This is a genomic window from Streptomyces tibetensis, from assembly GCF_040647715.1.
GTDB lineage: Bacteria > Actinomycetota > Actinomycetes > Streptomycetales > Streptomycetaceae > Streptomyces > Streptomyces tibetensis_A.
The window spans coordinates 631,372-650,384 of sequence record NZ_JBEZCR010000001.1 but is presented as its reverse complement, the minus strand read 5'-3'; the positions used below and the strand labels follow the sequence as shown (position 1 = coordinate 650,384).

Sequence of the window (19,013 nt, the reverse complement as noted above, 5' to 3'; positions counted from 1 at the left end):
GAAATCTGACAAGTGTGTCGGAATCGTGAAATCGCACGTCTTGCCGGTTCCTGCCGCCATCTCGCCCCCGGCGAGGGCCACCGCCCGGCGTGTGTCGCCGCATTGCTCCATCAGGGTGCGCGAGAGCGTGCCCTGACAAACCGTCTGATCAGGCTGGACACAGCAAAAGGGGGAATTGCGAAATCCCGAAAAGCGTATGAGCGGTTGCGGGAAGCCCTGGGCGCTTTCACGGTGGGTTCAAGATCCAACGCCGTCGAAAGGAATCTCCATGTGTGCTCTGTCCGCACGGCGCATCGTGTCCGGCGCGCTCTGTGCCGCCCTTCTGGTCGGGATCACCGGCCCCGTCGCCATGGCGGCCGAATCGTCCCGGGGGCACGGCCACCGTGCGGCGCCCGAGGCCCGGCTGCCCGGCGCGGACGCGCGGCTCGCGCAGATCGGGAAACTGAACTGGGGCGAGCTCACCCCTGTTGCCGACCTGCTGAACGCCGTGCTCCGGGACAGCGACGGGAAGCTCCCCCCGGCCGAGGCCGCGCGGCTGGCAGCCGCCGCGAAGGCCGCCCTGGCCGAGTCGGCCGCCCACGATGCGCAGACCTCGCTCGTGTCCACGGTGGTACGGCTGCCGTCCCCCGCCCTGCCCGCCGCGGTACCCGGAGTGTCGGTGCAGCGCGCCGCCGACCCCGTGACCGACCTGCTGGACCTCGTGGTCGGAGCGGTCGACGGCCTCTTGAAGGCGATCACCTCCGGTGTCGGCGGGATCCTCCCCACGGTCGACGACCTGCTCGGCGGGGTCGACGACCTCCTCGCCGCGCTGACCGGCGGCAACCCATCGCTCCCGGAGGAACCCGCCGTGTCGAGCCCGTCCGACGACGTGGCCGACGAGTCGTCCGCCCCCTCGTCGTCCGCCCCCTCGTCGACGGCACCCGAGGAGACGGCCGTCACGCTCCCCGGTCTGCCACTGCTGGAGCCGGTGCTGCCAACCGCATCCTGACCCCGCCCGGTCGTGGCGCCGCTCCCCTGCGAGCGGCGCCACGACCGCCGTTCTTCGGTCTTTTAATAGATTACGTATGAGGTATTGGCAATCTTCGGCATCTCCGGTTTCCGCCCAGGCCAGGGCTCGTTAGGCACGGCGACAGAATCCCCTCCGGCGACGCGCGTTGCCGAAGAAAGGAACACGATGAAGTCTCTGAAGGCTGCCGCCGTCTTTGCCGGGTCCTTGATCGCCGCTGGTTCCGCCACTCCCGCGTTCGCCTACGAAGCTCCTCAGCAGGGCCCGACCGGCTACAGCGCCCCCGACCAGGCGCCGGCTGCTCAGAGTGCTCCGTACTACGCACAGACGCCGCAGGCTGCTCCGCAGCAGGCCCCTGCCCCGCAGGCCGCCCCGTACCAGGCTCCCGCCCCCCAGCAGGCTCCCGCCCCGCAGGCTGCTCCGTATCAGGCTCCCGCCCCCCAGCAGGCTCCCGCCCCGCAGGCTGCTCCGTACCAGGCTCCCGCCCCCCAGCAGGCTCCTGCCCCGCAGGCTGCTCCGCAGCAGGCCGCCCCGCAGGCTGCTCCGTACCAGGCGCCGGCCCCGCAGTCGGCTCCCGCAGCGACGGAGGACCGCCGTACCCCCGACCTGGCCACCACCAGTCTCAGTGGCGACATGACGACGCGGGTTCCGCTCGGCGTGACCGCCGAGGGCTCCAACGCCCTGCTCCCCACGGCCAAGGAGGCCGCGGCAGCGGTGAACGAGGTCAAGCCCGCGCACGGCAGCCTGTGGCTGTAGGCCACAGGCACACCGAATGGGAGGCGGCGCTCACTGGTTCCGGGGCCGCCTCCACGCGCTCCACCCGATGCGGGAGACTGACCCGCCGCACCGGTCCTGCGCGCATCCACACCCTGCCGCTGTGTCTTCGCCCCCTCGTCTCTCCCTGTCACCGGAATGGTCGCCGGTGACGACCGGCCCGGCCGCGCAACGATGACCGCGCCCATGTGATCCCCGGCCGGCAGCCGATGGCCAACCGAACGAACGCCGAGCCCGTCGTGTTCGCCCACCTGGCGCGGTAGCGGTCTGCCCCGGGATGCGAGGCCGGGCCCCTGCGGGGGACAACAGCGAGTGGTGCACGCTGAGATGCCCCGCCCGGGTGCGGGCGCGTTCACCTGCTGAACCCCCGTCGTCACCCCCCTCCGGCGACTTCGATGTGGTCCACGCGTACTACATCTGCCGGTGACGAGGACCGGACCGCCTCCGCACGACCACCGCCGAGCCCTGTGACAAGTCCTTGCGCCAGGCAGTGCCCGGAGTGCGCGGTCCGGTTTCCGTGTCCCCCCGCGTCGCGCTGCTGAAGCATCCACATGGCTCCGCCACCGTAGGCCGCTGCTGCCTGGCCCGGATCGCGGGTGCCGCTTCCACGGGCCACCGCATCCTCCTCCCGAACGGCCTGCCTGCCCTGGGCGCACCGACCGGCCCACCGGCGAACCCATACGCCGCTACCAGCGCTCCCGCCCCGGCGAACGGCTCCACATCGACGTCACGCCATCCCACCGGTTGTGGCCGCCGCCCGCTTCCTCAGGTACGGCCAGGTGCTGTTTGCCCGCGCGCTGGACCGTCAGGACCGCGGACCCTGAGGTCACGCGCCTTGCTCTGTCCTGCTGTCAGGTCAGCTCGCTGAAGGATGCACACCGGCCACCGTCACGAGGACATCTGCGACCGCAACAGGCGCCTTCACACACCACCCGGCAAGCGTGTCGAGCAGGCCGAGTGCGAGCGCCCCCTTTCTTGATAGACGATGCCGTCCGGCACCCCTGCCCTGCGACAGCGGTCCGGCTCGTCCGCCCACTCACGCGGCAGAGACGGCTGCCAGTTACCACGGGTACGAGGCGGTGCCCGTGGCGCACTCTGACTGCGTCCCGGCAGTTCGCCGGTCTTCCGACCGCCCCGGAGTACCGGCGGGCGCCCCTGGCCGACGCCCTCCCGCACGCAGGGAACGACACGCCATCGATCACCCACACCTCGGAATGATCTGCGTCGAGACACGAAGGACGCACGGGAAGAGCCCCGGCGCTGAAGTGCGCCGGGGCTCTCGCGGGACGACAGAATCAGTGGCCGCGGTGGGCCTTCTTGCCGTCCTTCTTGTCCTTGCCCTTGTCCTTGTCGTCGTCGCCGTTCTTGCAGACGTTGCCAGAGGCTTCGTTGAGAGCGCCGATGATCGTGACGGTGTTGCCGCACACGTTGATCGGCACGTGGAGCGGGACCTGGATCACATTGCCGGACAGGACGCCCGGCGAGCCGATCGCCGCAGCCTTGGCGCCGGCGTCCGCAGAGGCCAGACCGGCCCCGCTGAGCACCATGGCGCCCGTGCCCAGTGCGACAGCGCCAACCTTCGCGATGCGAGACATCACGTTCTCCTTATTGACTCGGATGAGTGCGGCAGCGGAACGCGCGACCGCACTGCCCGTCTCAACGCGGCAGCAAGCAACTGGTCACGGTCGCCACAACGATGGGTTTTTCATGAAAGTTGCGCGCATGCGCGTTTTGTCTGTGAAAAACGCGAAAAAACTGTCTACTCTCACGACTGCAAGTGACTGATCCAGCACGGATCGTGTCAACCCAGGAAACGGAGAGGTAATGCGCAAGTTCCAGAAGGCTGCGGTCGTCGCGGCCATGCTCGGTAGCGTCAGCTTCCTCGGCGCTGGCGTCAGCCAGGCCTACGGCGGGGACAAGGTGGACATCGACAGTGTCCAGTCCAACACCTGCGGCAACGAGGCCCAGTCGGGCGTGCTGAACATCGGCGACGCCAACGTCCAGGCTCTGAACCTCCTGGCGAACCAGCCGGTCGACCAGAGCCACACGTCGTCCTGCAACAACGCTTTCGGCATCAAGGCCGGTCACTGACCGACTGATCCGGGGCGGGCCTCGACGTTCGGACCATGCGTCCGGGCGCGGGGCCCGCTTGTGTTTCCGCTCCGTCGCGCCCGGGGGCGTGGACCAGTACGACATTTCAGGAATCTTCCGCTGTCCGGCGTTTCGTTTGTCGAAACCCGCGCACGTCTCCTAGATTCAACACCGTCAGTAGCCGGTCCATCACGGACCGTGTGTGACGTAGGAAACGGAGACGTAATGCGCAAGTTCCAGAAGGCTGCGGTCGTCGCGGCCATGCTCGGTAGCGTCAGCTTCCTCGGCGCTGGCGTCAGCCAGGCCGACGACGCGCCGGCGCTCGAGGTGGACAGCACCCAGGCCAACTCTTGCGGCAACGAGAGCCAGTCGGGCGTGCTGAACATCGGCCGCATCAATGTCCAGATCCTGGACATCCTGGCGAACCAGCCCGTCGACCAGAGCAAGAAGGTGTCCTGCACCAACGGCTTTGCCCTCGGTGGCGGTCGCTGACCAGGTGATCTGGGCAGGCCCCGGGGCTCGAAGGACTTTTCGAGCCCCGGGGCCACCCCTGGCTTTTGCTCAGCAAGTTCTCGAAGGTCCGTGTCGTCCAGTCGGGGAATCGACGTAAAGGAGTATGCCCATGCCGAATTCAAAGAGGATCGCAGTGGTGGCCGGAGTTCTGTGGAGCGTTGCTCTCCTCGGCGCCGGGGCCGGTCAGGCCTTCGCCCTTGACGGCTCCGGCGGTTCCAGCGGCTCAGGCAAGTGCGTCGACGACGGCAGGGGCAACGTCCGCTGCGTGCACGAAGCCGTGTACCGCGACGCGAACGGGACCGTTCACGTGGTCGCGAGTCAGTCACAGAGCTGCTCGAGCGAGAAGTGCAGCAGCAATGTCGTCATCGGTGACAAGAAGTCCTGACGTCCGGCCGGGCAGCTGAGGCGCCTTGGCCGAGCCGGCACTCGCGTAAGTCCACCCGGAGCCAGGGATGGCCGGGACCCTGAAGGGTCCCGGCCATCGTCGTGTTTCCAGCGACAGGGGCGTCAAGGCAGCCGTCGCACCGGCGCGCCCGCGAGGAACGCGCGGATGTTCTCGACCGCCTGCCCGTAGTACGTCGCGTAGTTGGCCCGGGAGACGTAGCCGAGGTGCGGCGTGGCGAGGAGGCGGGGTGCCGTACGCATCGGGTGGTCCGCGGGGAGGGGCTCGACGTCGAAGACGTCCACACCGGCGCCGGCGATACGGCCCGCGTGCAGGGCGTCGAGGAGGGCGTCCTGGTCGACGATCGCCGCGCGTGAGGTGTTGATGAGGTACGCCGACGGCTTGAGGAGGGCGAGTTCGGGCCTGCCGAGCAGGCCACGGGTGCGGTCGCCGAGAGCGAGGTGGACCGACACGAAGTCGCTGTCCGTCAGCAGCTCCTCCTTGGAGGCGGCGAGTTCCACGCCGACCTCGTCGGCACGCTCCCGGGTGAGGTTCTGGCTCCAGGCCCCGACCCGCATGCCGAAGGCCAGCCCGACCCGGGAGACCCGGCTGCCGATCTTCCCCAGACCGAGCAGCCCGAGGCGCCGGCCGTGCAGATCGGCACCGACGGTGCTCTGCCAGGGACCGCCGGAGCGCAGGGCGTTGCTCTCCTCGACGAGGCCACGTGCGAGGCCGAGGAGCAGCGCCCAGGTCATTTCGACCGGCGGGGTGGAGGAACTGGCCGTGCCGCACACCGTGACGCCGTGGGCATCGGCGGCCGCGTAGTCGATGACGGAGTTCCGCATGCCGGAGGCGACGATCAGCTTCAGCCGGGGCAGCCGGGCGATCAGCGACCCTGGGAACGGGACACGTTCGCGCAGTGTCACGACGATGTCGAAGCCGGCCAGCGCCGCGGCCAGGTCGTCCTCGCCCTCGATGTGCCGATCGAAGGTCACGACCTCCACGTCGTCCGCGACCTCCGCCCAGTCGGCGACCTCGGTAGCCACCCTCTGGAAGTCGTCCAGTACAGCGCATCGCAGCCGCACGGCTTGCCCCTTTCGCGGTGCAGGGCCCGGTTCATCGGGTTCGGCTCATCGGGTTCGGCTCATCGGGTTCGGCTCGGCATCCGGGGACCATGATCGCGCGTGCCCTCGACTAGGACTGCGACGGGCCCTGTTCGTTGGGGAACGCACCACGGGACTCGTGGCGGGACTCACCACAGGACTCACCACTGGACTCGCCACGGAACTCGTCGAGCAGCTCGAAGAACAGCTCCAGCGCAGGCCGGCCGGTGGCTTCGGCGCTGCGCTCGATCACCGTCGACCAGCCCAGAGAGGACTGTTCGCCCATTCGCCGCTCCAGCCACATGCTGAACGGACTCGGCTCTCCGGGGCTCCAGAAGTCGAACGGCTCCTCGGCACCGTGCACGGCAAGAGCGATCCGGTATCCGACCAGCATGGAGTCCAGATGCCGCAGCGACCCGTTACGCACCCACATGCCCGGGCGCAGCCGTACCTCCTCCAGGAGGTCGTACACATCGCGCATGGCGGTGAGCCGTTCGTGCGGGCTCGAAGTCCTCTTCGCCGCCGTCATGGCAGAACCCTACTGTCGCTCCGGAGGAACGAAGCCGACCGGACGATCACCGCCCCGGAAGCACTTCCCGGGCGGTGGCCACTTGCGCGAGCAACCGGCGTGGCGGCGGGGGCCGACACCCTTTGCCATGAGACGGAAACTGAGACGGCGTCCCCGCGGCGGCATCGTGGGATCCTGAGCACCACCCACCAGCTCAAGGCGGACCGAACCACCAGGGAGGACCAGTTGCCGATCTCAGAGCTGCAGCCAGGGGACGCCGTCCTCGTGACCGATGGCCCGTTCGCGCAGTTCACGGGGCCGGTTCGCGCCATTGACCGCGAGCGCCACCGGATAGAGCTGGTTGTGCAGATCTTCGGAGACGACACCCGCATCGATGTCCCCCTCGACACCGTTGAGAAGGTACCCAACGCCTGAGTACTGCCGTTGAAGCTAGGCCTTTACAGGGCCGACAGTCCCGCTGACCTGCTGGAGGCACCGGTCGGTCGGGTTGCCGTCCTTCGCTGCTGTACTGCGACTCGGGCCGTGGCTGACCATGAGGAGGTGGGGTCCGAATGGAGCAACCGGACAGCCCACCAGACGGGGTAGACCTTTACGACCTTTACGGGTGCTCACGGGGGATGACAACCAGCGGTCCGTGAGGAACTGGTACAGCGCAAATGCCCTCCAGCACGAAGCAGGTGAGGAGCTGGTGCCGTGGTGCAACGTCGCCAAGCTCGTGCAGGTCCAGACTCCTCGATACCGGGTCGGTCGCGGCCTGTCCGACGCGGACTTCTGCCCGATCCGCGATCGGCTCGGCCTGGACGTCCGCTTCCGGTGACGGGGTCGTTGCTGTCAGCGTTGCCGTCAGAGACACGAAACGCCCTGGAGGGGAGATCCCCTCTGGGGCGTTTTGCTGGTGAGAGGTGGCGCCCCCGGCAGGACTCGAACCTGCGGCCAAGCGCTTAGAAGGCGCTTTGTGTATCGAGTGACTCGCCACTGTTGACCTGCATACTTGTGCGGCCCGCAGCGCGTTCGCCCGTGAACTCGACACGCATTCGACACGCGGTCTTGCGCTGTTTGATCTCAGTGGAAGAGGTTCGGCACCGTGCAGGCCTCGAGAGGCTCGTCCGGCCTGTCTGCCCAGCCCCACCACAGATGCCGATCGCTACACCTCCACAGGGAGCGGCACGCCCGCCGACCGTCGTCCACCCGTTCGGAGAGCACGAGTCCGCCGGACGTCATGGGCTGGCCGCATTCGGGGCAGGCCGGGACCTCGTTGGGCATGCGGCGCACTCCAGTGACTCCGGGTCGGTCTCGACTGTTGGCTAACGGTTGATCGGGATCTCGTAGACGATCTCGCAATGCGCGGCGGGCACCACGATGTCTGCCGTCTCCACCGGCCGCCCCTCGTCGCTGTAGTACGTCCGCCGGATCTGCGTGACGAGTGCGGCCTTCTGGATGCCCAGGAGGGACGCTTCCTCGGCGGTTGCTTGCCTCGGCTCGGGCTGCTCGACGGCGTGGCTGACGTTGACGCCGATCGCTGCCATGCGGTTCACGACTCCCGCCCCGGCGTGCGGCCCTCCCTCGGGGAGGACGACGAGTGTGCCGGCGGTGACGTCGTACGGCTCCCAACTCGTCGACAACTGCACCGGCCTGCCGTCGGCAAGGAACTCGTACACCGTCCGGACGCACAGGTCGCCCTCGGCGATGCCGAGCCGCGCAGCGATGTCCGCCGGAGCCGGCACCTTGGCCTCGGTCCGGCTCTCCCAATCGCCTTGCCTGCCCAGGGCCTTCATGTCCGCCCGGAAGGGTGATCCGCTGGGCTGCTCCCGTGCTGATGACCGGACGACCCGGACCCGCTGTCGGGGCTCGGCGACGTACGTGCCCGAACCGGCGCGCCCCTCAAGCACACCTTGGGAAATCAGCAGTTCCTGAGCCCGGCGGACCACGTTCTCGCCCACGCCGCACTCCTGTCCGATCTGGGCGCGGGACGGCAGGCGGTCACCGGGCTCCCATGCGTGCTCCGCGATCCGCCGCCGGAGTTCGTCGGCGATGCGGAGATAGGGCGGCTGCTCAGGCATATGGAAAATCTATCCACTAGCTCTATCTAGTTAACTAGCTTCACTGGAAGTGATTGCCGGTGACGGAGGCTGCCCTGTGCCCGCTTCGGGAGTTAGCGCGGTAGCCATCGCTGCCCGACTGTCCGACCTCGGGCTTCCCGCGCGCGTGGAGGAGCACGACCGGTATGCGTCGGTCGAGGCGGAGGTGCCGGAAGGGATGACACGGCGAGGAACTCGGCATCCAGCGGCGCGTCGGTGCCCACCATCGAGGCCACCGGCGGGGGAGTGCAGCGATGACAACACGAGACGAACTGAGGCTGCTTCCCTGGGCGGGGCCGGACGGCAAGCCTTGCTGCCTGAGCACAGATGACCACGGCGGCTACGTGTCCCGCCTGGCGGACCATATCGAGGCGTATCAACTCGGGATGGCGTCTCAGCTACTGGAGCACGCACGTCAGGTACTCGACGACGGCGCCGACGATCTGGAGGAGTTGCACCTTCTCGCCGCCCAGTTGACCAGTGCCTTGCGAGACGTGCTGCGCGTCGCCACCAGCCGCGGACGCAGGCCCGTCGCGCCTGGGCGCCCCTGAGGAGGCTGAGCTGTAGCAGTGTGTGATGCGGGGAGCCTCGTCCACGGCCCGGGGCTCCCCGCTCACGTCCGGCGTGCACTTGGCCGCCTGGTAGGGCTGATCTCTATGAACACCCTCTAGGAGTTCGATCACTGGCCGGCGTTGTGAGGGAGCCGCAAGGCCACACCGGCCATCCCGGAACGTGCAAGGACGCTGGCGTCTGGCGCCGTTGATGTCACTCATGGATGTCAGTTTTGGAGTGGGCACAGGGCTTGTCCTGTCTCGGGGCCCTGCCGCCTGCCCTAGCAGGTCGACCTGTCAGCTTTTGCGCCCGACAGCCTTCGCTTTGCTGTGGGCCCAGCCCGCGACAACCGCGCCGATGACGACGGCGACAAGGTAGGCGGTGATGCTGACCGCGAATCCGCCTGGGAGCCAGCGGAGTAGGCCGGCGTTGCTGTGGTCGACGAGCTGGCGGATTGCTCCCTGTCCTCCAAGGATGAGGAGAGCCACACCGAGGATCTGTAATGCGTCGTACTTCATGTGATGCCTTCCGGAGCTCAAGATGCCGCTGCCGTGGCAGAACCATCGCGAAGGGCGGTGGTGAACCAGGTGTAAACGGGAGCGAGTGTTGGTGATGCAGGCCATCCGTTGATCGTCGCCAGGAGCTGCCAGTAGCGCTCGGCTCGTGGGTCGGCGGTTTTCTGCAGGCGGGCGAGGAGCCAGCGGCGCAGGTCGCCGTCGCCGGCGCTCCAGAATGCGTGGCCGTAGAGGCCGCTCAGCGAGTCGGCAAGGGCTGCGGTGGCGGAGGCCGGGAGGATGCCGGCGGATACGGCTTCGTCGATTCGATCACGCATCGCTTGGTTGAGACTGGCGTGCAGATCGCTGACATCGTGCTGGGAAGGCTCTTCCGCCTGGTCCTCAGCTATGCGGCGTACTGCGGTACGGAAGTCTTCGTTCTGGCAGAGTTCGGCGAGTTCCACCCAGGCCCCGACCTGTTCGGGCGTGGGATCGTCGGGGAGCTCGGGCAGGACGGATCGCATCAGGGTCACGAACTCGGGGTTGGCGTCAAAACCCTTGAAGGCGTCGTCGATGAAGTCGTCCACCAGCCGGCGTTGTTCGGCCTGGGACAGCGTGGCAAGTCGGTGCATGAGGTCCATCTCCATGGTGGTGGGGCAGCCCCTGGCGACTGCTCGTAGCACTGCCCGGCGCAGGCGGAGGGTCCGGATCTGTACGTCCAGGGCGTCGGCGTGTGCTTCGGCGACTTCCGGTATGGACGCCTCCCGGGCCAGCACCTTGCGCACGGTCGCCAGGTCGAGCCCGAGATCGCGCAGCGTGCGGGCCAGGCTCAGGCGAGCGAGTGCGTCGAGGCCGTACAGCCGGTAGCCCGCCGGGCTCCGGGCGGTCGGCGGGACGATGCCCTGGTCGGAGTAGTACCGGATGGTCTTCACCGTCAGGCCGGTCCGGCGGGATAGTTCTCCGATGGAATAGAGCGTGTCGCTGTCCATGCCCCCAGCTTGCTGTCTCCCCCCACGGGAGACTCAATCTCTGACCCGGGGCTTCTTCGTGGAGAGGGTGACGAGAATCGAACTCGCGCTCTCAGCTTGGAAAGCTGCGAGCACTTGGCGTCTGTCCGGGCAATGATGCAGCTCACCCCCGGCACCGCGCTCGCCCTGGTCGGCGGCGGCACCGCCGTGGTCCTGGTCGTCGGCGCCGTCCTGGTCTCCATGCTCCTGGCCGTCGCCATCACCAGCGCCTCGGTCGCCGTCTGCGCCGTCGTCCTGCGCTCCCTGCTCGCCTCGGAGACGAAGCGACGCTGACCGGCCCCCGGGCGGCTCCGATACCGCCAAGCATCCGCCGCCCGGGCGCCGTCCCTGTCCGATCCACTGAACCGGAAGGAACCCCCAGCATGACGCACCCCACTACCACGCCGACGCCCCGCATCTGCCCGAACTGCGACGGCTTCGCCACCGCCGCCATCACCACCGGCAGCCGCGACGACAACCGGAACACGCGCCTGACGAAGTGGCTGAACGACGGGATTCCACCCGCCCAGGTGGCCGAGTGGGCCGGAAACAGTGTTGCCGTGCTCCTGCCGACCTAAGCCCGCTGCGTCGAGGGCCAGCTGCCCGACCTGAAGAGGCGGCTCGAAGCTGCCGGAGATCTTCCTGAGCGGCCGTCCGCCGACTGACCTCGCGGCCCGCGGAAACTTCGACACGTATTCGACACGGCCACCCGCAAAAACCCGGTAACAGCCGGACAGCCCCGGAGCCCGCCCTTGATCATCTAGAGGGCGTCCGGGGCTTCGGCGGGTCGGCCGACACCCACCCTGACCAGCAAAAAGCCCTCCCCAAAGGGAGGGCGGAGACTTGCGCCCCCGGCAGGACTCGAACCTGCGGCCAAGCGCTTAGAAGGCGCCTGCTCTATCCACTGAGCTACGGGGGCCGGGTGTGGTGGCCTCTGTCGTGGTGCCCGGGTGTGGGCCGAACCGTGACGTTGCCGGGGACAAGGATAGGGCTCCCGCGTCCTTGTCCCTGTTGCTTCGCCTCCGTGGCTCGATGTGGAGGTTCGGTGAAGCGGTCCTGATAATCGCAGGCAGGTACGAATCGTGCACCGCTTTTGGCGTCAGACGCATCGGGTGTTGTGCACTCGTTATGCCTGGAGTGTGCCTGTGTCCCAGTCGCCCCTTCCGTCCCTTGTGTTCTATCGGCGCGCAACATGCTCATATGCTTCAGAATTCCCCTAAAATTGGGCATTCTTCACATGTGGTGACCTTGGACGTAAGGCCTCAGCTGCTCGACGCACTCTCCGCCCTGCGCGACCGTGTCGCCGCCGCACGCTTCCCGCTACCCCTGGCGGGGGCCCCACGCGCGCGTGCCAACCGCGATGAACTCCTCGCGCAGCTCGACGACTACTTGGTGCCCCGCTTGCGGGACCCCGAAGCGCCGCTTCTGGCCGTTGTGGGCGGGTCGACCGGAGCCGGCAAGTCGACACTGGTGAACTCCCTCGTGGGCCGGCGGGTCAGCGAGGCCGGCGTACTGCGGCCGACGACACGCACCCCCGTACTGGTCTGCCATCCGGAGGACCACCACTGGTTCAGCGGCATGCGGGTGCTGCCCGACCTCACACGCGTGTGGGTGTCCGAGCAGGAGGCCACCGAAGACCTGCTGCTCCCCGGCGAGAACCCCGCGCGCGTGCTGCGCGTCGAGACCGCCGAGACCCTCCCGCCCGGCCTAGCCCTCCTCGACGCGCCCGACATCGACTCCCTCGTCTCCGACAACCGGGTCCTGGCCGCCGAACTCATCTGCGCCGCCGACATCTGGGTCATGGTCACCACCGCCGCCCGCTACGCCGACGCGGTCCCCTGGCACATGCTGCGCACCGCCAAGGAGTACGACGTCACCCTCGTGACCGTGCTCGACCGTGTGCCCCACCAGGTGGTCAACGAGGTGTCACGGCAGTACGGCGCCCTGCTCACCAAGGCCGGGCTCGGCGAGGTGCCGCGCTTCACCGTGCCCGAGCTGCCCGAGTCCGCCTGGGGCGGCGGGCTGCTGCCTGCCTCCGCCGTCGCCCAGTTGCGCACCTGGCTGATCCACCAGGCCCAGGACCCCGCTGCCCGGCAGCACGTCCTCGCCCGCACGGCGTACGGCGTCCTCGAGTCCCTCAAGTCCCGCATGCCCGAGCTGGCCGGTGCCGCCGCCGCGCAGTACGCCGCCGCACTGCGGCTCACCTCCGCCGTCGAGGGGGCGTACGACAACGAGCACGCGCGCGTGCGGGGCCGGCTGCAGAGCGGGGCGGTCCTCGCCGGGGACGCGCTCAAGCGGTGGCGCGCCTTCCCCCTGGACTGCACCGCCGCCGAACTGCTCGACGCGCTCGTGGAGAGCCTCAGCGCGCTGCTGCTGTGCGCCGTCACCGCCGCCGACGAGCGCGTCGACGACGCCTGGCGGCGCGAACCGGCGTCCGCCGCCCCGGAACTCGCCGCACACGATGCCGATGCGGAGAGCGCAGAGCAACGCATCGGGCTGGCCGTACGGCGATGGCGGCGGGAGCTGGAGGAGCACGCCGAGGACGAGGTGCGCGAACTCGACCGCAACCTCGCGCCCGACCCCGAACTGGTCGCGGCCCTGGTCGCCACCTCCCTGCTGGGCGGCCGCCGGGGCCGGATGGCCGGGGAGGGGCTCGCCGAGCGGATCGGCGCCCACGGCGCGCTGCGCCTGCGCGACCGGGCCGGGCGGCTGCTCGCCGAGCACGTCGACCGCGTCCTGCACGCCGAACGCGAGCGCCGGCTCGCCCCGCTCGACGCACTGGACGTCCACCCCGAGCCACAGGCCGAACTCATCGCCGCGCTGTCCGTACTGCAGAAGGAGAGGTGACCGGTGACCGCCGTCACTGACCAGGACCCCACCGAGCACGCCGACCAGCCGGACGACGACGCCCACAAGGCGGCAGGCACCGCCGAACGACGTGCCCCGGACGGCGAACGCGCGACGCGCACCGACTCCGCGGAGACCTGGGACGACGGGCTCATCGCGCGCAGGGTCAACGAGAAGGCCGAAGGGGACCGGTTTCCCGTGAGGGACAGCCGCTCCGCCGTCCCGCCGACGGTGACCCCACTGGTGTACGAGGGGTCCCTGCGCGCCCGGCTGGAGGCGCTGCGTCAACTGGTGGGGCTCTCCCGTACCCGGCTCGACAGCCGGACCCTGTCGCAGGCCGGCCGGGTGCTCGACGAGGCGTCCGCGCGGCGCAAACTCTCCGGGCAGCACACCGTCGTCGCCATCGCGGGCGCCACCGGCAGCGGGAAATCGCAGCTTTTCAACGCGCTCGCGGGGGTGACCATCTCGGAGACGGGCGTACGCCGTCCCACCACCGCGGCGCCCATCGCGTGCAGTTGGAGCGACGGAGGAGCCGGCCTCATCGAACGGCTCGGCATCCCGCCCCGGCTGCGCCGGCGGCCGCTGCCGACCGGGGACGGGGAGTCGCCGCTGCGCGGACTCGTCCTGATCGACCTGCCCGACCACGACTCCGCCGCCGTACAGCACCGTCAGCACGTGGACCGCATCCTGGCACTCGTCGACGCGGTCATCTGGGTCGTCGACCCCGAGAAGTACGCCGACGCCGTCCTCCACGAGCGCTACCTGCGGCCCATGGCGGCCCACGCCGAGGTCATGTTCGTCGTCCTCAACCAGATCGACCGGCTGCCCGGGGAAGCCGCCGAACAGGTCCTCGACGATCTGCGGAGACTCCTCGACGAGGACGGCATCGCCCTCGGGGAGTACGGCGAGCCGGGCACGACCGTGCTCGCGCTGTCCGCGCTCACCGGGGAGGGCCTGGGTGAACTGCGCGAGTCCCTCGGGCAGTTCGTCTCGGAGCGCGGGGCGGCGAACCGCCGCATCTCGGCCGATGTGGACATCGCCGCGGCCCGGCTGTGGCCCGTCTACGCCACCCAGCGGCGGACCGGGCTCAGCGAACAGGCCCGGGAGGAGTTCTCCGACCGGCTCGCGGACGCGGTGGGCGCCACTGCGGCGGGCGAGGCGGCCGAACGGGCGTGGCTGCGCAACGCCAACCGGGCCTGCGGTACGCCCTGGCTGCGGCTGTGGCGCTGGTACCAGGACCGCGGCGAGCCCACCACGGGACGGCTTCCGGGGCGCACGCAGGCCGACGAGGAGGTGACCGCACGTCAGCGGGTCGAGCAGGCGGTGCGAACGGTGGCCGACCGGGCGTCGGCCGGGCTGCCCGCGCCCTGGGCGCAGGCGGTGCGGGAGGCGGCCGTGCGGGGCTCGCAGGGGCTGCCGGAGGCGCTGGACGAATTGAGCGTGCGCGCGGGGGTGCCGACGGGGCGGCCGCCGCGGCCCGGGTGGTGGCCGGTGGCCGTACTGGTCCAGGCCTCCATGACGATCCTGCAGTTCCTGGGCGGACTGTGGCTGCTGGGCCAGATCATCGGGGTCGTGTCGCCCAACCTCGGGGTGCCGGTGCTGCTGATGGTGATCGGCATCGTCGGCGGCCCGCTCATCGAGTGGAGCTGCCGGATGGCGGCCCGCGGCCCGGCCCGGCGCTACGGCCTGGAGGCGGAACGCCGGTTGCGGGAGGCGGCGTCCGGATGCGGCAGGGCCCGGGTGCTGGACCCGGTGGCGGCGGAGTTGCTGCGCTACCGGGAGGTCAGGGAGCAGTACGGAAGGGTGGTGGGAGCGGGGCGGTGACGCTGGGGTGGTGAGGCGTCGGGGAGTGGGAAGGCGCCTGGGGAGTGATAGGGCGCGGGGGGAGTGGTGAGGCGCCTGGGGAGTGGTAGGGCGCCGGGGAAGTGTTGGCTTTGTGCGGTGGCGGCTGTGACGGGCCGCCGGTGTTGCGGTCGCTCCTGAGGCGCCCGTCTCACCCTCACCCCTGTGGGTGGCGGCGTTGTCCACAGGGCGACGGTGATCCACAGCGCTCAGCGGGCCCGGCCCGGCGGCGGCAGTCTGGCAGACACAGCCGTACGGGACGGGCCCGTACGCGTGTCGGCCCGGTGCGTAGCCGTGGTCCGGGCGAGGGAGGGTTCGCGATGAACGAGACGATGGTCTGCGCGGTGGGCAGGGTGGCGACGCAGCCGGTGTACCGGGAGACGGCGTCCGGCCCGTCGGCGAGGTTCCGGCTGGCGGTGACCGCGCGCTACTGGGACCGCGAGAAGAACACCTGGACCGACGGGCACACCAACTTCTTCACGGTGTGGGCCAACCGCCAGCTGGCCACGAACACTGCGGCGTCTTTGACGGTCGGCGAGCCCGTGATCGTGCAGGGCAGGCTGAAGGTGCGGACCGACGTCCGCGAGGGTCAGAGCTGGACGTCGGCGGACATCGACGCGGTGGCGATCGGTCACGACCTGGCGTGGGGCACCGCGGCCTTCAGGCGCGCGGGCAAGACGGAGGCCGCCGCGCCTTCGCCGGCACAGCCCGAGCCCAACTGGGAGACATCACAGGAGGGTTCGGAGGAAGAGACGGCCGCTCACGCGCAATCCGGTTCAGGTACAGCGGTTTTGACGTGACGTCATCCTCACAGTCGACCTGATCGGCGCGCCCGAACTGCGGCTTATCGGCGAGTGCGCACCGAACGACCAGGGGTGATTTGTCGATAAGCCCTGCTCGCCGGGGGTGTTGGCGATAACGATTCCGATTCGGATCACTCGTCCGACCGTCTGACCGGCGGGCGCGGTCTCCCGCGTCCCTAGGATGCCGGACATGGCTCTCGGGACTTTTGTGTCCGGTGAGGCCTCTGATTCTGCAGGTGGGACCGTCCCCCCACGTCAACGGGTCCTGCTCGAAGGGGAATTTGGTGTTTGCTTCGTTCTCTGAGTTGCTCGTTCGCAGGCGAGGCGCGGCCCGCCTCGCCACCGCGACCGTGGTGTCCGGACTTGTCGCCGCGGGCGGGCTGGCCGGTGCCGGCCGGGCCGCCGCGGACGATACGACGCAGAGTCAGGGCGGGGCGGCCGCGACGATAGGCGGCCTCAAGACGTTCGGCGCGGCAGTGATACACGCGGGCACCGGTGACCAGGAGATCTCGGCGGGCCTGTTCGAGATGTCCGTCGACGGCGGTGGCATGCTGCAGACGTACTGCGTCGACCTTCACAACCCCACGCAGCGGGACGCCAAGTACCACGAGACGCCTTGGAGCGGCACGTCCCTGGGGTCCAACAAGGACGCCGGCAAGATCCGATGGATCCTGCAGAACTCCTACCCGCAGGTGAACGACCTCGCGACGCTGGCACGCAAGGCGGGTGTGCGCGGTGCGCTGACCGAGCAGGACGCGGCGGCCGGCACGCAGGTGGCGATCTGGCGCTACTCGGACGACATGGCCGTCGACGCTCTCGACCCGCAGGCCGAGCAGCTCGCGGACTACCTGCAGAAGAGCGCCCGCAACCTGCCCGAGCCCCGCGCCTCGCTCACCCTCGAACCGTCCGCGGTCTCCGGCCGGCCGGGGGAGCTGCTCGGACCGGTGACGGTGCGCACCAACGCCGGCAGCGCGACGGTGACCCCGCCCGCCGACGCCGCCACGAGCGGGGTGCGGGTCGTCGACAAGCAGGGCAAGGCCGTCACCTCCACGTCCGACGGCGGGCAGGTGTACTTCGACGTGCCGCAGGACGCGGCGGCGGACACGTCGGAACTGACCGTGCAGGCCTCGACCACCGTGCCGGTCGGCCGGGCCTTCGCCTCCGAGAGCCGCAGCCAGACGCAGATCCTGGCCGGTTCCAGCGAGTCGACGGTGTCCGCGACGGCCGGGGCGACGTGGGCGAAGCAGGGCCCGGCCCCGGCGCTGTCGGCGGCGAAGAACTGCGCCGAGGGCGGCGTCGACATCATCGCGTCCAACAAGGGCGACGAGCCGTTCACCTTCGAACTGGCCGGACTGCAGCACACCATCGCCGCGGGCGAGTCCCGCACGGTGACGGTCCCGCTCCAGGAAGACCAGGCCTACGACTTCACGATCCACGGCCCCGGCGGTTTCGAGAAGCGCTTCACCGGCATGCTGGACTGCCGGACCCGCGGCAGCGACACCGGCACGACCACCCAGACCCTGAGCGAACCGATACCGGCGACGGTGGGCGGCGCGGCAGCGGACACCAACCTCGCCGAGACGGGGGGATCGGGCATGACGCCCCTGATCGCGGGTGTGGCCATCGGCTTCGTCCTGATCGGCGGGGCGACGCTGATCGTGCTGCGACGCAGGGAGCAGACGGCGGGGGAGTGACCGGGCGACCGCCGTTCGATTCCCCGGCGGTCGTTGCGGGCCGCGGTGCACTCAGGCGGCGAGAGGCACCTGCGCGCCCTCGGCCGGGACCTGGTAGTGCGCCCAGATCTGGTTCAACTCGTGCTGGTAGTAGAGCGGATACAGGCCGGCCACGATGAAGAGGATGAGGCCGATCCAGGGGTTGCACTCCTGCTCCATCCCGGCGGCGCGCTGCATGCGGGCTATGCGCACACCGGTGTTGTAGACGGAGATGAAGGGGGGAACGATCAGTACCCAGCCGAGAGCGAGGGTCACGACCGCCATGGCCGGATTGACCTCGATCCGCTGATCGAAGTCCCGCGCTTCGCGATTGATTTTGTAGTACCAGACCAGGTGGTAGATCCCCAGGGTGATCAGTGGCCAGATCAGCCAGACGAGAAAGATGTTGCGGGTCTTACCGGCGCTACCTGACATGGCACACCTCCCATATGTCCAGTTCATCACGGTCCGCAGTGGGACGCGCGTGGTGAGGTCGAAGCACCCGCTCCGCGGTGTAGGGCGACGGCGGACGGGGCGGGAGCTGGGGTAAGTGGTGGGCTGGGCAGGGATGAGTGCTCCGGCGTCCGCAGGTGCCCGCACTCCTGCCTGGCTCAGACGCCGGCAGGAGTGCGGGACAGGGCGGTACGCAGCGCGAAGACGCTGAGGAGTCCACCCGCCGCGAACCGCTGGGCGGTCATGGCGCGGGGCCGGGCGGCCAGGAACCGCGCCACCCGTGCTGCGCCCAGCATGATCAGGCCGTTGACCGAGAGTCCGACGATGGTCTGCACACCACCGAGCTGGAGCAGTTGCCCCCAGGCCGGACCTTCCTGCGGGTCCATGAACTGGGGCAGTAGGGCGGCGTACATCAGAGCGATCTTGGGGTTGAGCAGGTTGGTCAGCAACCCCGTCGAGAACAGGCGGGCGTCGGAGAGCGGAGGCAGGTCCCGGGCCGGGGCGAAGGGCGAGCTGCCGCCGGGCTTGAGCATGCCCCAGGCGAGATAGGCCAGGTAGGCGGCACCGGCGAGCTTGACCACCGTGTACGCCACCGGCACGGCGGCGAACAACGCGGACAGGCCCGCTGCCGCGGCCAGCAGGTAGCACACGAAACCCACGGCGGTTCCACTGAGACCGACCAGGCCCGCTCTGCGGCCTTGGGTGATCGCGCGGGAGACGAGGTGAATCATGTTCGGACCGGGAGTCAGGGCCATGCCCAGTTCGACCAGGGCGACTCCTCCGACTGCGGTCAGAGTGATCACCGGTCAACCTCCTGGTGGTTCGTC

22 protein-coding genes, 2 tRNA genes and 1 pseudogene are annotated in these 19,013 nt (G+C 69.4%); 14 read left to right on the top strand and 11 right to left on the bottom strand.

The window, feature by feature from the left end:
* Positions 1-268 precede the first annotated feature (268 nt).
* Together AB0B29_RS02940 and AB0B29_RS02935 are read left to right on the top strand one after the other, a co-directional pair.
* Positions 269-988 carry a hypothetical protein gene (locus tag AB0B29_RS02940; RefSeq protein WP_362233082.1) on the top strand — a complete coding sequence of 240 codons (720 nt, stop codon included), beginning with the start codon at positions 269-271 and terminating at the stop codon, positions 986-988.
* Between the two features lie 186 nt (positions 989-1,174).
* Positions 1,175-1,762: a hypothetical protein gene (locus tag AB0B29_RS02935; protein WP_362233079.1), complete on the top strand. Its 588-nt coding sequence runs from the start codon at positions 1,175-1,177 to the stop codon at positions 1,760-1,762.
* Between the two features lie 869 nt (positions 1,763-2,631).
* On the opposite strand, the gene AB0B29_RS02925 is transcribed toward AB0B29_RS02935, so the two are convergent.
* Positions 2,632-2,970 (bottom strand): hypothetical protein, encoded by a 339-nt coding sequence (locus tag AB0B29_RS02925; RefSeq protein ID WP_436845784.1) that lies wholly within the window; start codon positions 2,968-2,970, stop codon positions 2,632-2,634.
* A gap of 105 nt (positions 2,971-3,075) precedes the next feature.
* Positions 3,076-3,375, bottom strand: a complete 300-nt coding sequence (locus AB0B29_RS02920; protein ID WP_362233074.1) for a chaplin — start codon at positions 3,373-3,375, stop codon at positions 3,076-3,078.
* 229 nt (positions 3,376-3,604) lie between these two features.
* Here AB0B29_RS02920 and AB0B29_RS02915 point away from each other — a divergent pair, with 229 nt between their 5' ends.
* The 3 genes from AB0B29_RS02915 (at position 3,605) to AB0B29_RS02905 (ending at position 4,769) form a co-directional block, all read left to right on the top strand.
* The gene (locus AB0B29_RS02915; RefSeq protein ID WP_362233071.1) at positions 3,605-3,871 is read left to right on the top strand and encodes a hypothetical protein; all 267 of its coding nucleotides are present in this window, start codon (positions 3,605-3,607) and stop codon (positions 3,869-3,871) included.
* Between the two features lie 225 nt (positions 3,872-4,096).
* Positions 4,097-4,363 carry a hypothetical protein gene (locus tag AB0B29_RS02910; RefSeq protein WP_362233068.1) on the top strand — a complete coding sequence of 89 codons (267 nt, stop codon included), beginning with the start codon at positions 4,097-4,099 and terminating at the stop codon, positions 4,361-4,363.
* A 130-nt stretch (positions 4,364-4,493) separates the two neighbouring features.
* A complete protein-coding gene (locus tag AB0B29_RS02905) occupies positions 4,494-4,769 on the top strand; it encodes a hypothetical protein (protein WP_362233064.1) in 276 nt (91 codons plus the stop codon).
* Positions 4,770-4,891: 122 nt separating this feature from the next.
* Here the strand turns inward: AB0B29_RS02905 and AB0B29_RS02900 are convergent, their stop codons facing one another.
* Positions 4,892-5,851: a D-2-hydroxyacid dehydrogenase family protein gene (locus AB0B29_RS02900; protein ID WP_362233061.1), complete on the bottom strand. Its 960-nt coding sequence runs from the start codon at positions 5,849-5,851 to the stop codon at positions 4,892-4,894.
* A gap of 109 nt (positions 5,852-5,960) precedes the next feature.
* Complete coding sequence (locus AB0B29_RS02895) at positions 5,961-6,398, bottom strand: hypothetical protein (protein WP_362233059.1); 438 nt, start codon at positions 6,396-6,398, stop codon at positions 5,961-5,963.
* 225 nt (positions 6,399-6,623) lie between these two features.
* Between AB0B29_RS02895 and AB0B29_RS02890 the strand changes: the two genes are divergently transcribed.
* On the top strand, positions 6,624-6,812 hold the full coding sequence (locus AB0B29_RS02890) for a KOW motif-containing protein (RefSeq protein ID WP_362233056.1): 189 nt from the start codon (positions 6,624-6,626) through the stop codon (positions 6,810-6,812).
* 220 nt (positions 6,813-7,032) lie between these two features.
* Positions 7,033-7,215, top strand: coding sequence for a hypothetical protein (locus tag AB0B29_RS02885; RefSeq protein WP_362233054.1), 183 nt, complete (start codon positions 7,033-7,035; stop codon positions 7,213-7,215).
* A gap of 487 nt (positions 7,216-7,702) precedes the next feature.
* On the opposite strand, the gene AB0B29_RS02880 is transcribed toward AB0B29_RS02885, so the two are convergent.
* Complete coding sequence (locus AB0B29_RS02880; RefSeq protein WP_362233052.1) at positions 7,703-8,458, bottom strand: GntR family transcriptional regulator; 756 nt, start codon at positions 8,456-8,458, stop codon at positions 7,703-7,705.
* Positions 8,459-8,730: 272 nt separating this feature from the next.
* Here AB0B29_RS02880 and AB0B29_RS02875 point away from each other — a divergent pair, with 272 nt between their 5' ends.
* Positions 8,731-9,027, top strand: coding sequence for a hypothetical protein (locus AB0B29_RS02875; protein WP_362233049.1), 297 nt, complete (start codon positions 8,731-8,733; stop codon positions 9,025-9,027).
* Positions 9,028-9,324: 297 nt separating this feature from the next.
* On the opposite strand, the gene AB0B29_RS02870 is transcribed toward AB0B29_RS02875, so the two are convergent.
* The 3 genes from AB0B29_RS02870 to AB0B29_RS02860 all read right to left on the bottom strand — a co-directional run bounded on the left by AB0B29_RS02870 (position 9,325) and on the right by AB0B29_RS02860 (position 10,661).
* Positions 9,325-9,546 (bottom strand): hypothetical protein, encoded by a 222-nt coding sequence (locus AB0B29_RS02870; protein ID WP_362233047.1) that lies wholly within the window; start codon positions 9,544-9,546, stop codon positions 9,325-9,327.
* A gap of 17 nt (positions 9,547-9,563) precedes the next feature.
* Positions 9,564-10,511, bottom strand: a complete 948-nt coding sequence (locus AB0B29_RS02865) for a MerR family transcriptional regulator (RefSeq protein WP_362233045.1) — start codon at positions 10,509-10,511, stop codon at positions 9,564-9,566.
* A 59-nt stretch (positions 10,512-10,570) separates the two neighbouring features.
* Positions 10,571-10,661 (bottom strand) — tRNA-Gly (locus tag AB0B29_RS02860).
* Here AB0B29_RS02860 and AB0B29_RS02855 point away from each other — a divergent pair.
* Together AB0B29_RS02855 and AB0B29_RS02850 are read left to right on the top strand one after the other, a co-directional pair.
* Positions 10,638-10,823, top strand: a pseudogene (locus AB0B29_RS02855) (SpdD-like protein); the annotation flags it as partial. The gene AB0B29_RS02860 and the pseudogene AB0B29_RS02855 overlap by 24 nt on opposite strands.
* Positions 10,824-10,912: 89 nt before the next feature.
* Entirely contained in the window at positions 10,913-11,107 is a 195-nt protein-coding gene (locus AB0B29_RS02850) for a hypothetical protein (protein ID WP_362233043.1), read from the top strand.
* A gap of 268 nt (positions 11,108-11,375) precedes the next feature.
* Here AB0B29_RS02850 and AB0B29_RS02845 read toward each other — a convergent pair.
* A tRNA-Arg gene (locus AB0B29_RS02845) sits at positions 11,376-11,448 on the bottom strand.
* 320 nt (positions 11,449-11,768) lie between these two features.
* Here AB0B29_RS02845 and AB0B29_RS02840 point away from each other — a divergent pair.
* From AB0B29_RS02840 to AB0B29_RS02825, 4 genes are all read left to right on the top strand, one after another.
* On the top strand, positions 11,769-13,376 hold the full coding sequence (locus tag AB0B29_RS02840) for a dynamin family protein (RefSeq protein WP_362233040.1): 1,608 nt from the start codon (positions 11,769-11,771) through the stop codon (positions 13,374-13,376).
* Between the two features lie 3 nt (positions 13,377-13,379).
* Positions 13,380-15,200, top strand: coding sequence for a YfjP family GTPase (locus AB0B29_RS02835; RefSeq protein WP_362233038.1), 1,821 nt, complete (start codon positions 13,380-13,382; stop codon positions 15,198-15,200).
* A 338-nt stretch (positions 15,201-15,538) separates the two neighbouring features.
* Complete coding sequence (locus tag AB0B29_RS02830) at positions 15,539-16,018, top strand: single-stranded DNA-binding protein (RefSeq protein ID WP_362233035.1); 480 nt, start codon at positions 15,539-15,541, stop codon at positions 16,016-16,018.
* A 287-nt stretch (positions 16,019-16,305) separates the two neighbouring features.
* The gene (locus AB0B29_RS02825) at positions 16,306-17,715 is read left to right on the top strand and encodes a Cys-Gln thioester bond-forming surface protein (RefSeq protein ID WP_362233033.1); all 1,410 of its coding nucleotides are present in this window, start codon (positions 16,306-16,308) and stop codon (positions 17,713-17,715) included.
* 51 nt (positions 17,716-17,766) lie between these two features.
* On the opposite strand, the gene AB0B29_RS02820 is transcribed toward AB0B29_RS02825, so the two are convergent.
* Positions 17,767-18,168, bottom strand: a complete 402-nt coding sequence (locus AB0B29_RS02820; RefSeq protein ID WP_362233031.1) for a DUF4234 domain-containing protein — start codon at positions 18,166-18,168, stop codon at positions 17,767-17,769.
* Between the two features lie 176 nt (positions 18,169-18,344).
* Complete coding sequence (locus AB0B29_RS02815; RefSeq protein ID WP_362233028.1) at positions 18,345-18,989, bottom strand: LysE family translocator; 645 nt, start codon at positions 18,987-18,989, stop codon at positions 18,345-18,347.
* Between the last annotated feature and the right edge of the window lie 24 nt (positions 18,990-19,013).

Excerpts from the sequence above, each read along its gene's own strand:
- AB0B29_RS02940 (WP_362233082.1), top strand. The coding sequence starts at position 269 with ATGTGTGCTCTGTCCGCACGGCGCATCGTGTCCGGCGCGCTCTGTGCC.
- AB0B29_RS02935 (WP_362233079.1), top strand. The coding sequence starts at position 1,175 with ATGAAGTCTCTGAAGGCTGCCGCCGTCTTTGCCGGGTCCTTGATCGCC.
- AB0B29_RS02920 (WP_362233074.1), bottom strand. The coding sequence starts at position 3,375 with ATGTCTCGCATCGCGAAGGTTGGCGCTGTCGCACTGGGCACGGGCGCC.
- AB0B29_RS02915 (WP_362233071.1), top strand. The coding sequence starts at position 3,605 with ATGCGCAAGTTCCAGAAGGCTGCGGTCGTCGCGGCCATGCTCGGTAGC.
- AB0B29_RS02910 (WP_362233068.1), top strand. The coding sequence starts at position 4,097 with ATGCGCAAGTTCCAGAAGGCTGCGGTCGTCGCGGCCATGCTCGGTAGC.
- AB0B29_RS02905 (WP_362233064.1), top strand. The coding sequence starts at position 4,494 with ATGCCGAATTCAAAGAGGATCGCAGTGGTGGCCGGAGTTCTGTGGAGC.
- AB0B29_RS02895 (WP_362233059.1), bottom strand. The coding sequence starts at position 6,398 with ATGACGGCGGCGAAGAGGACTTCGAGCCCGCACGAACGGCTCACCGCC.
- AB0B29_RS02880 (WP_362233052.1), bottom strand. The coding sequence starts at position 8,458 with ATGCCTGAGCAGCCGCCCTATCTCCGCATCGCCGACGAACTCCGGCGG.
- AB0B29_RS02875 (WP_362233049.1), top strand. The coding sequence starts at position 8,731 with ATGACAACACGAGACGAACTGAGGCTGCTTCCCTGGGCGGGGCCGGAC.
- AB0B29_RS02870 (WP_362233047.1), bottom strand. The coding sequence starts at position 9,546 with ATGAAGTACGACGCATTACAGATCCTCGGTGTGGCTCTCCTCATCCTT.
- AB0B29_RS02865 (WP_362233045.1), bottom strand. The coding sequence starts at position 10,511 with ATGGACAGCGACACGCTCTATTCCATCGGAGAACTATCCCGCCGGACC.
- AB0B29_RS02850 (WP_362233043.1), top strand. The coding sequence starts at position 10,913 with ATGACGCACCCCACTACCACGCCGACGCCCCGCATCTGCCCGAACTGC.
- AB0B29_RS02830 (WP_362233035.1), top strand. The coding sequence starts at position 15,539 with ATGAACGAGACGATGGTCTGCGCGGTGGGCAGGGTGGCGACGCAGCCG.
- AB0B29_RS02820 (WP_362233031.1), bottom strand. The coding sequence starts at position 18,168 with ATGTCAGGTAGCGCCGGTAAGACCCGCAACATCTTTCTCGTCTGGCTG.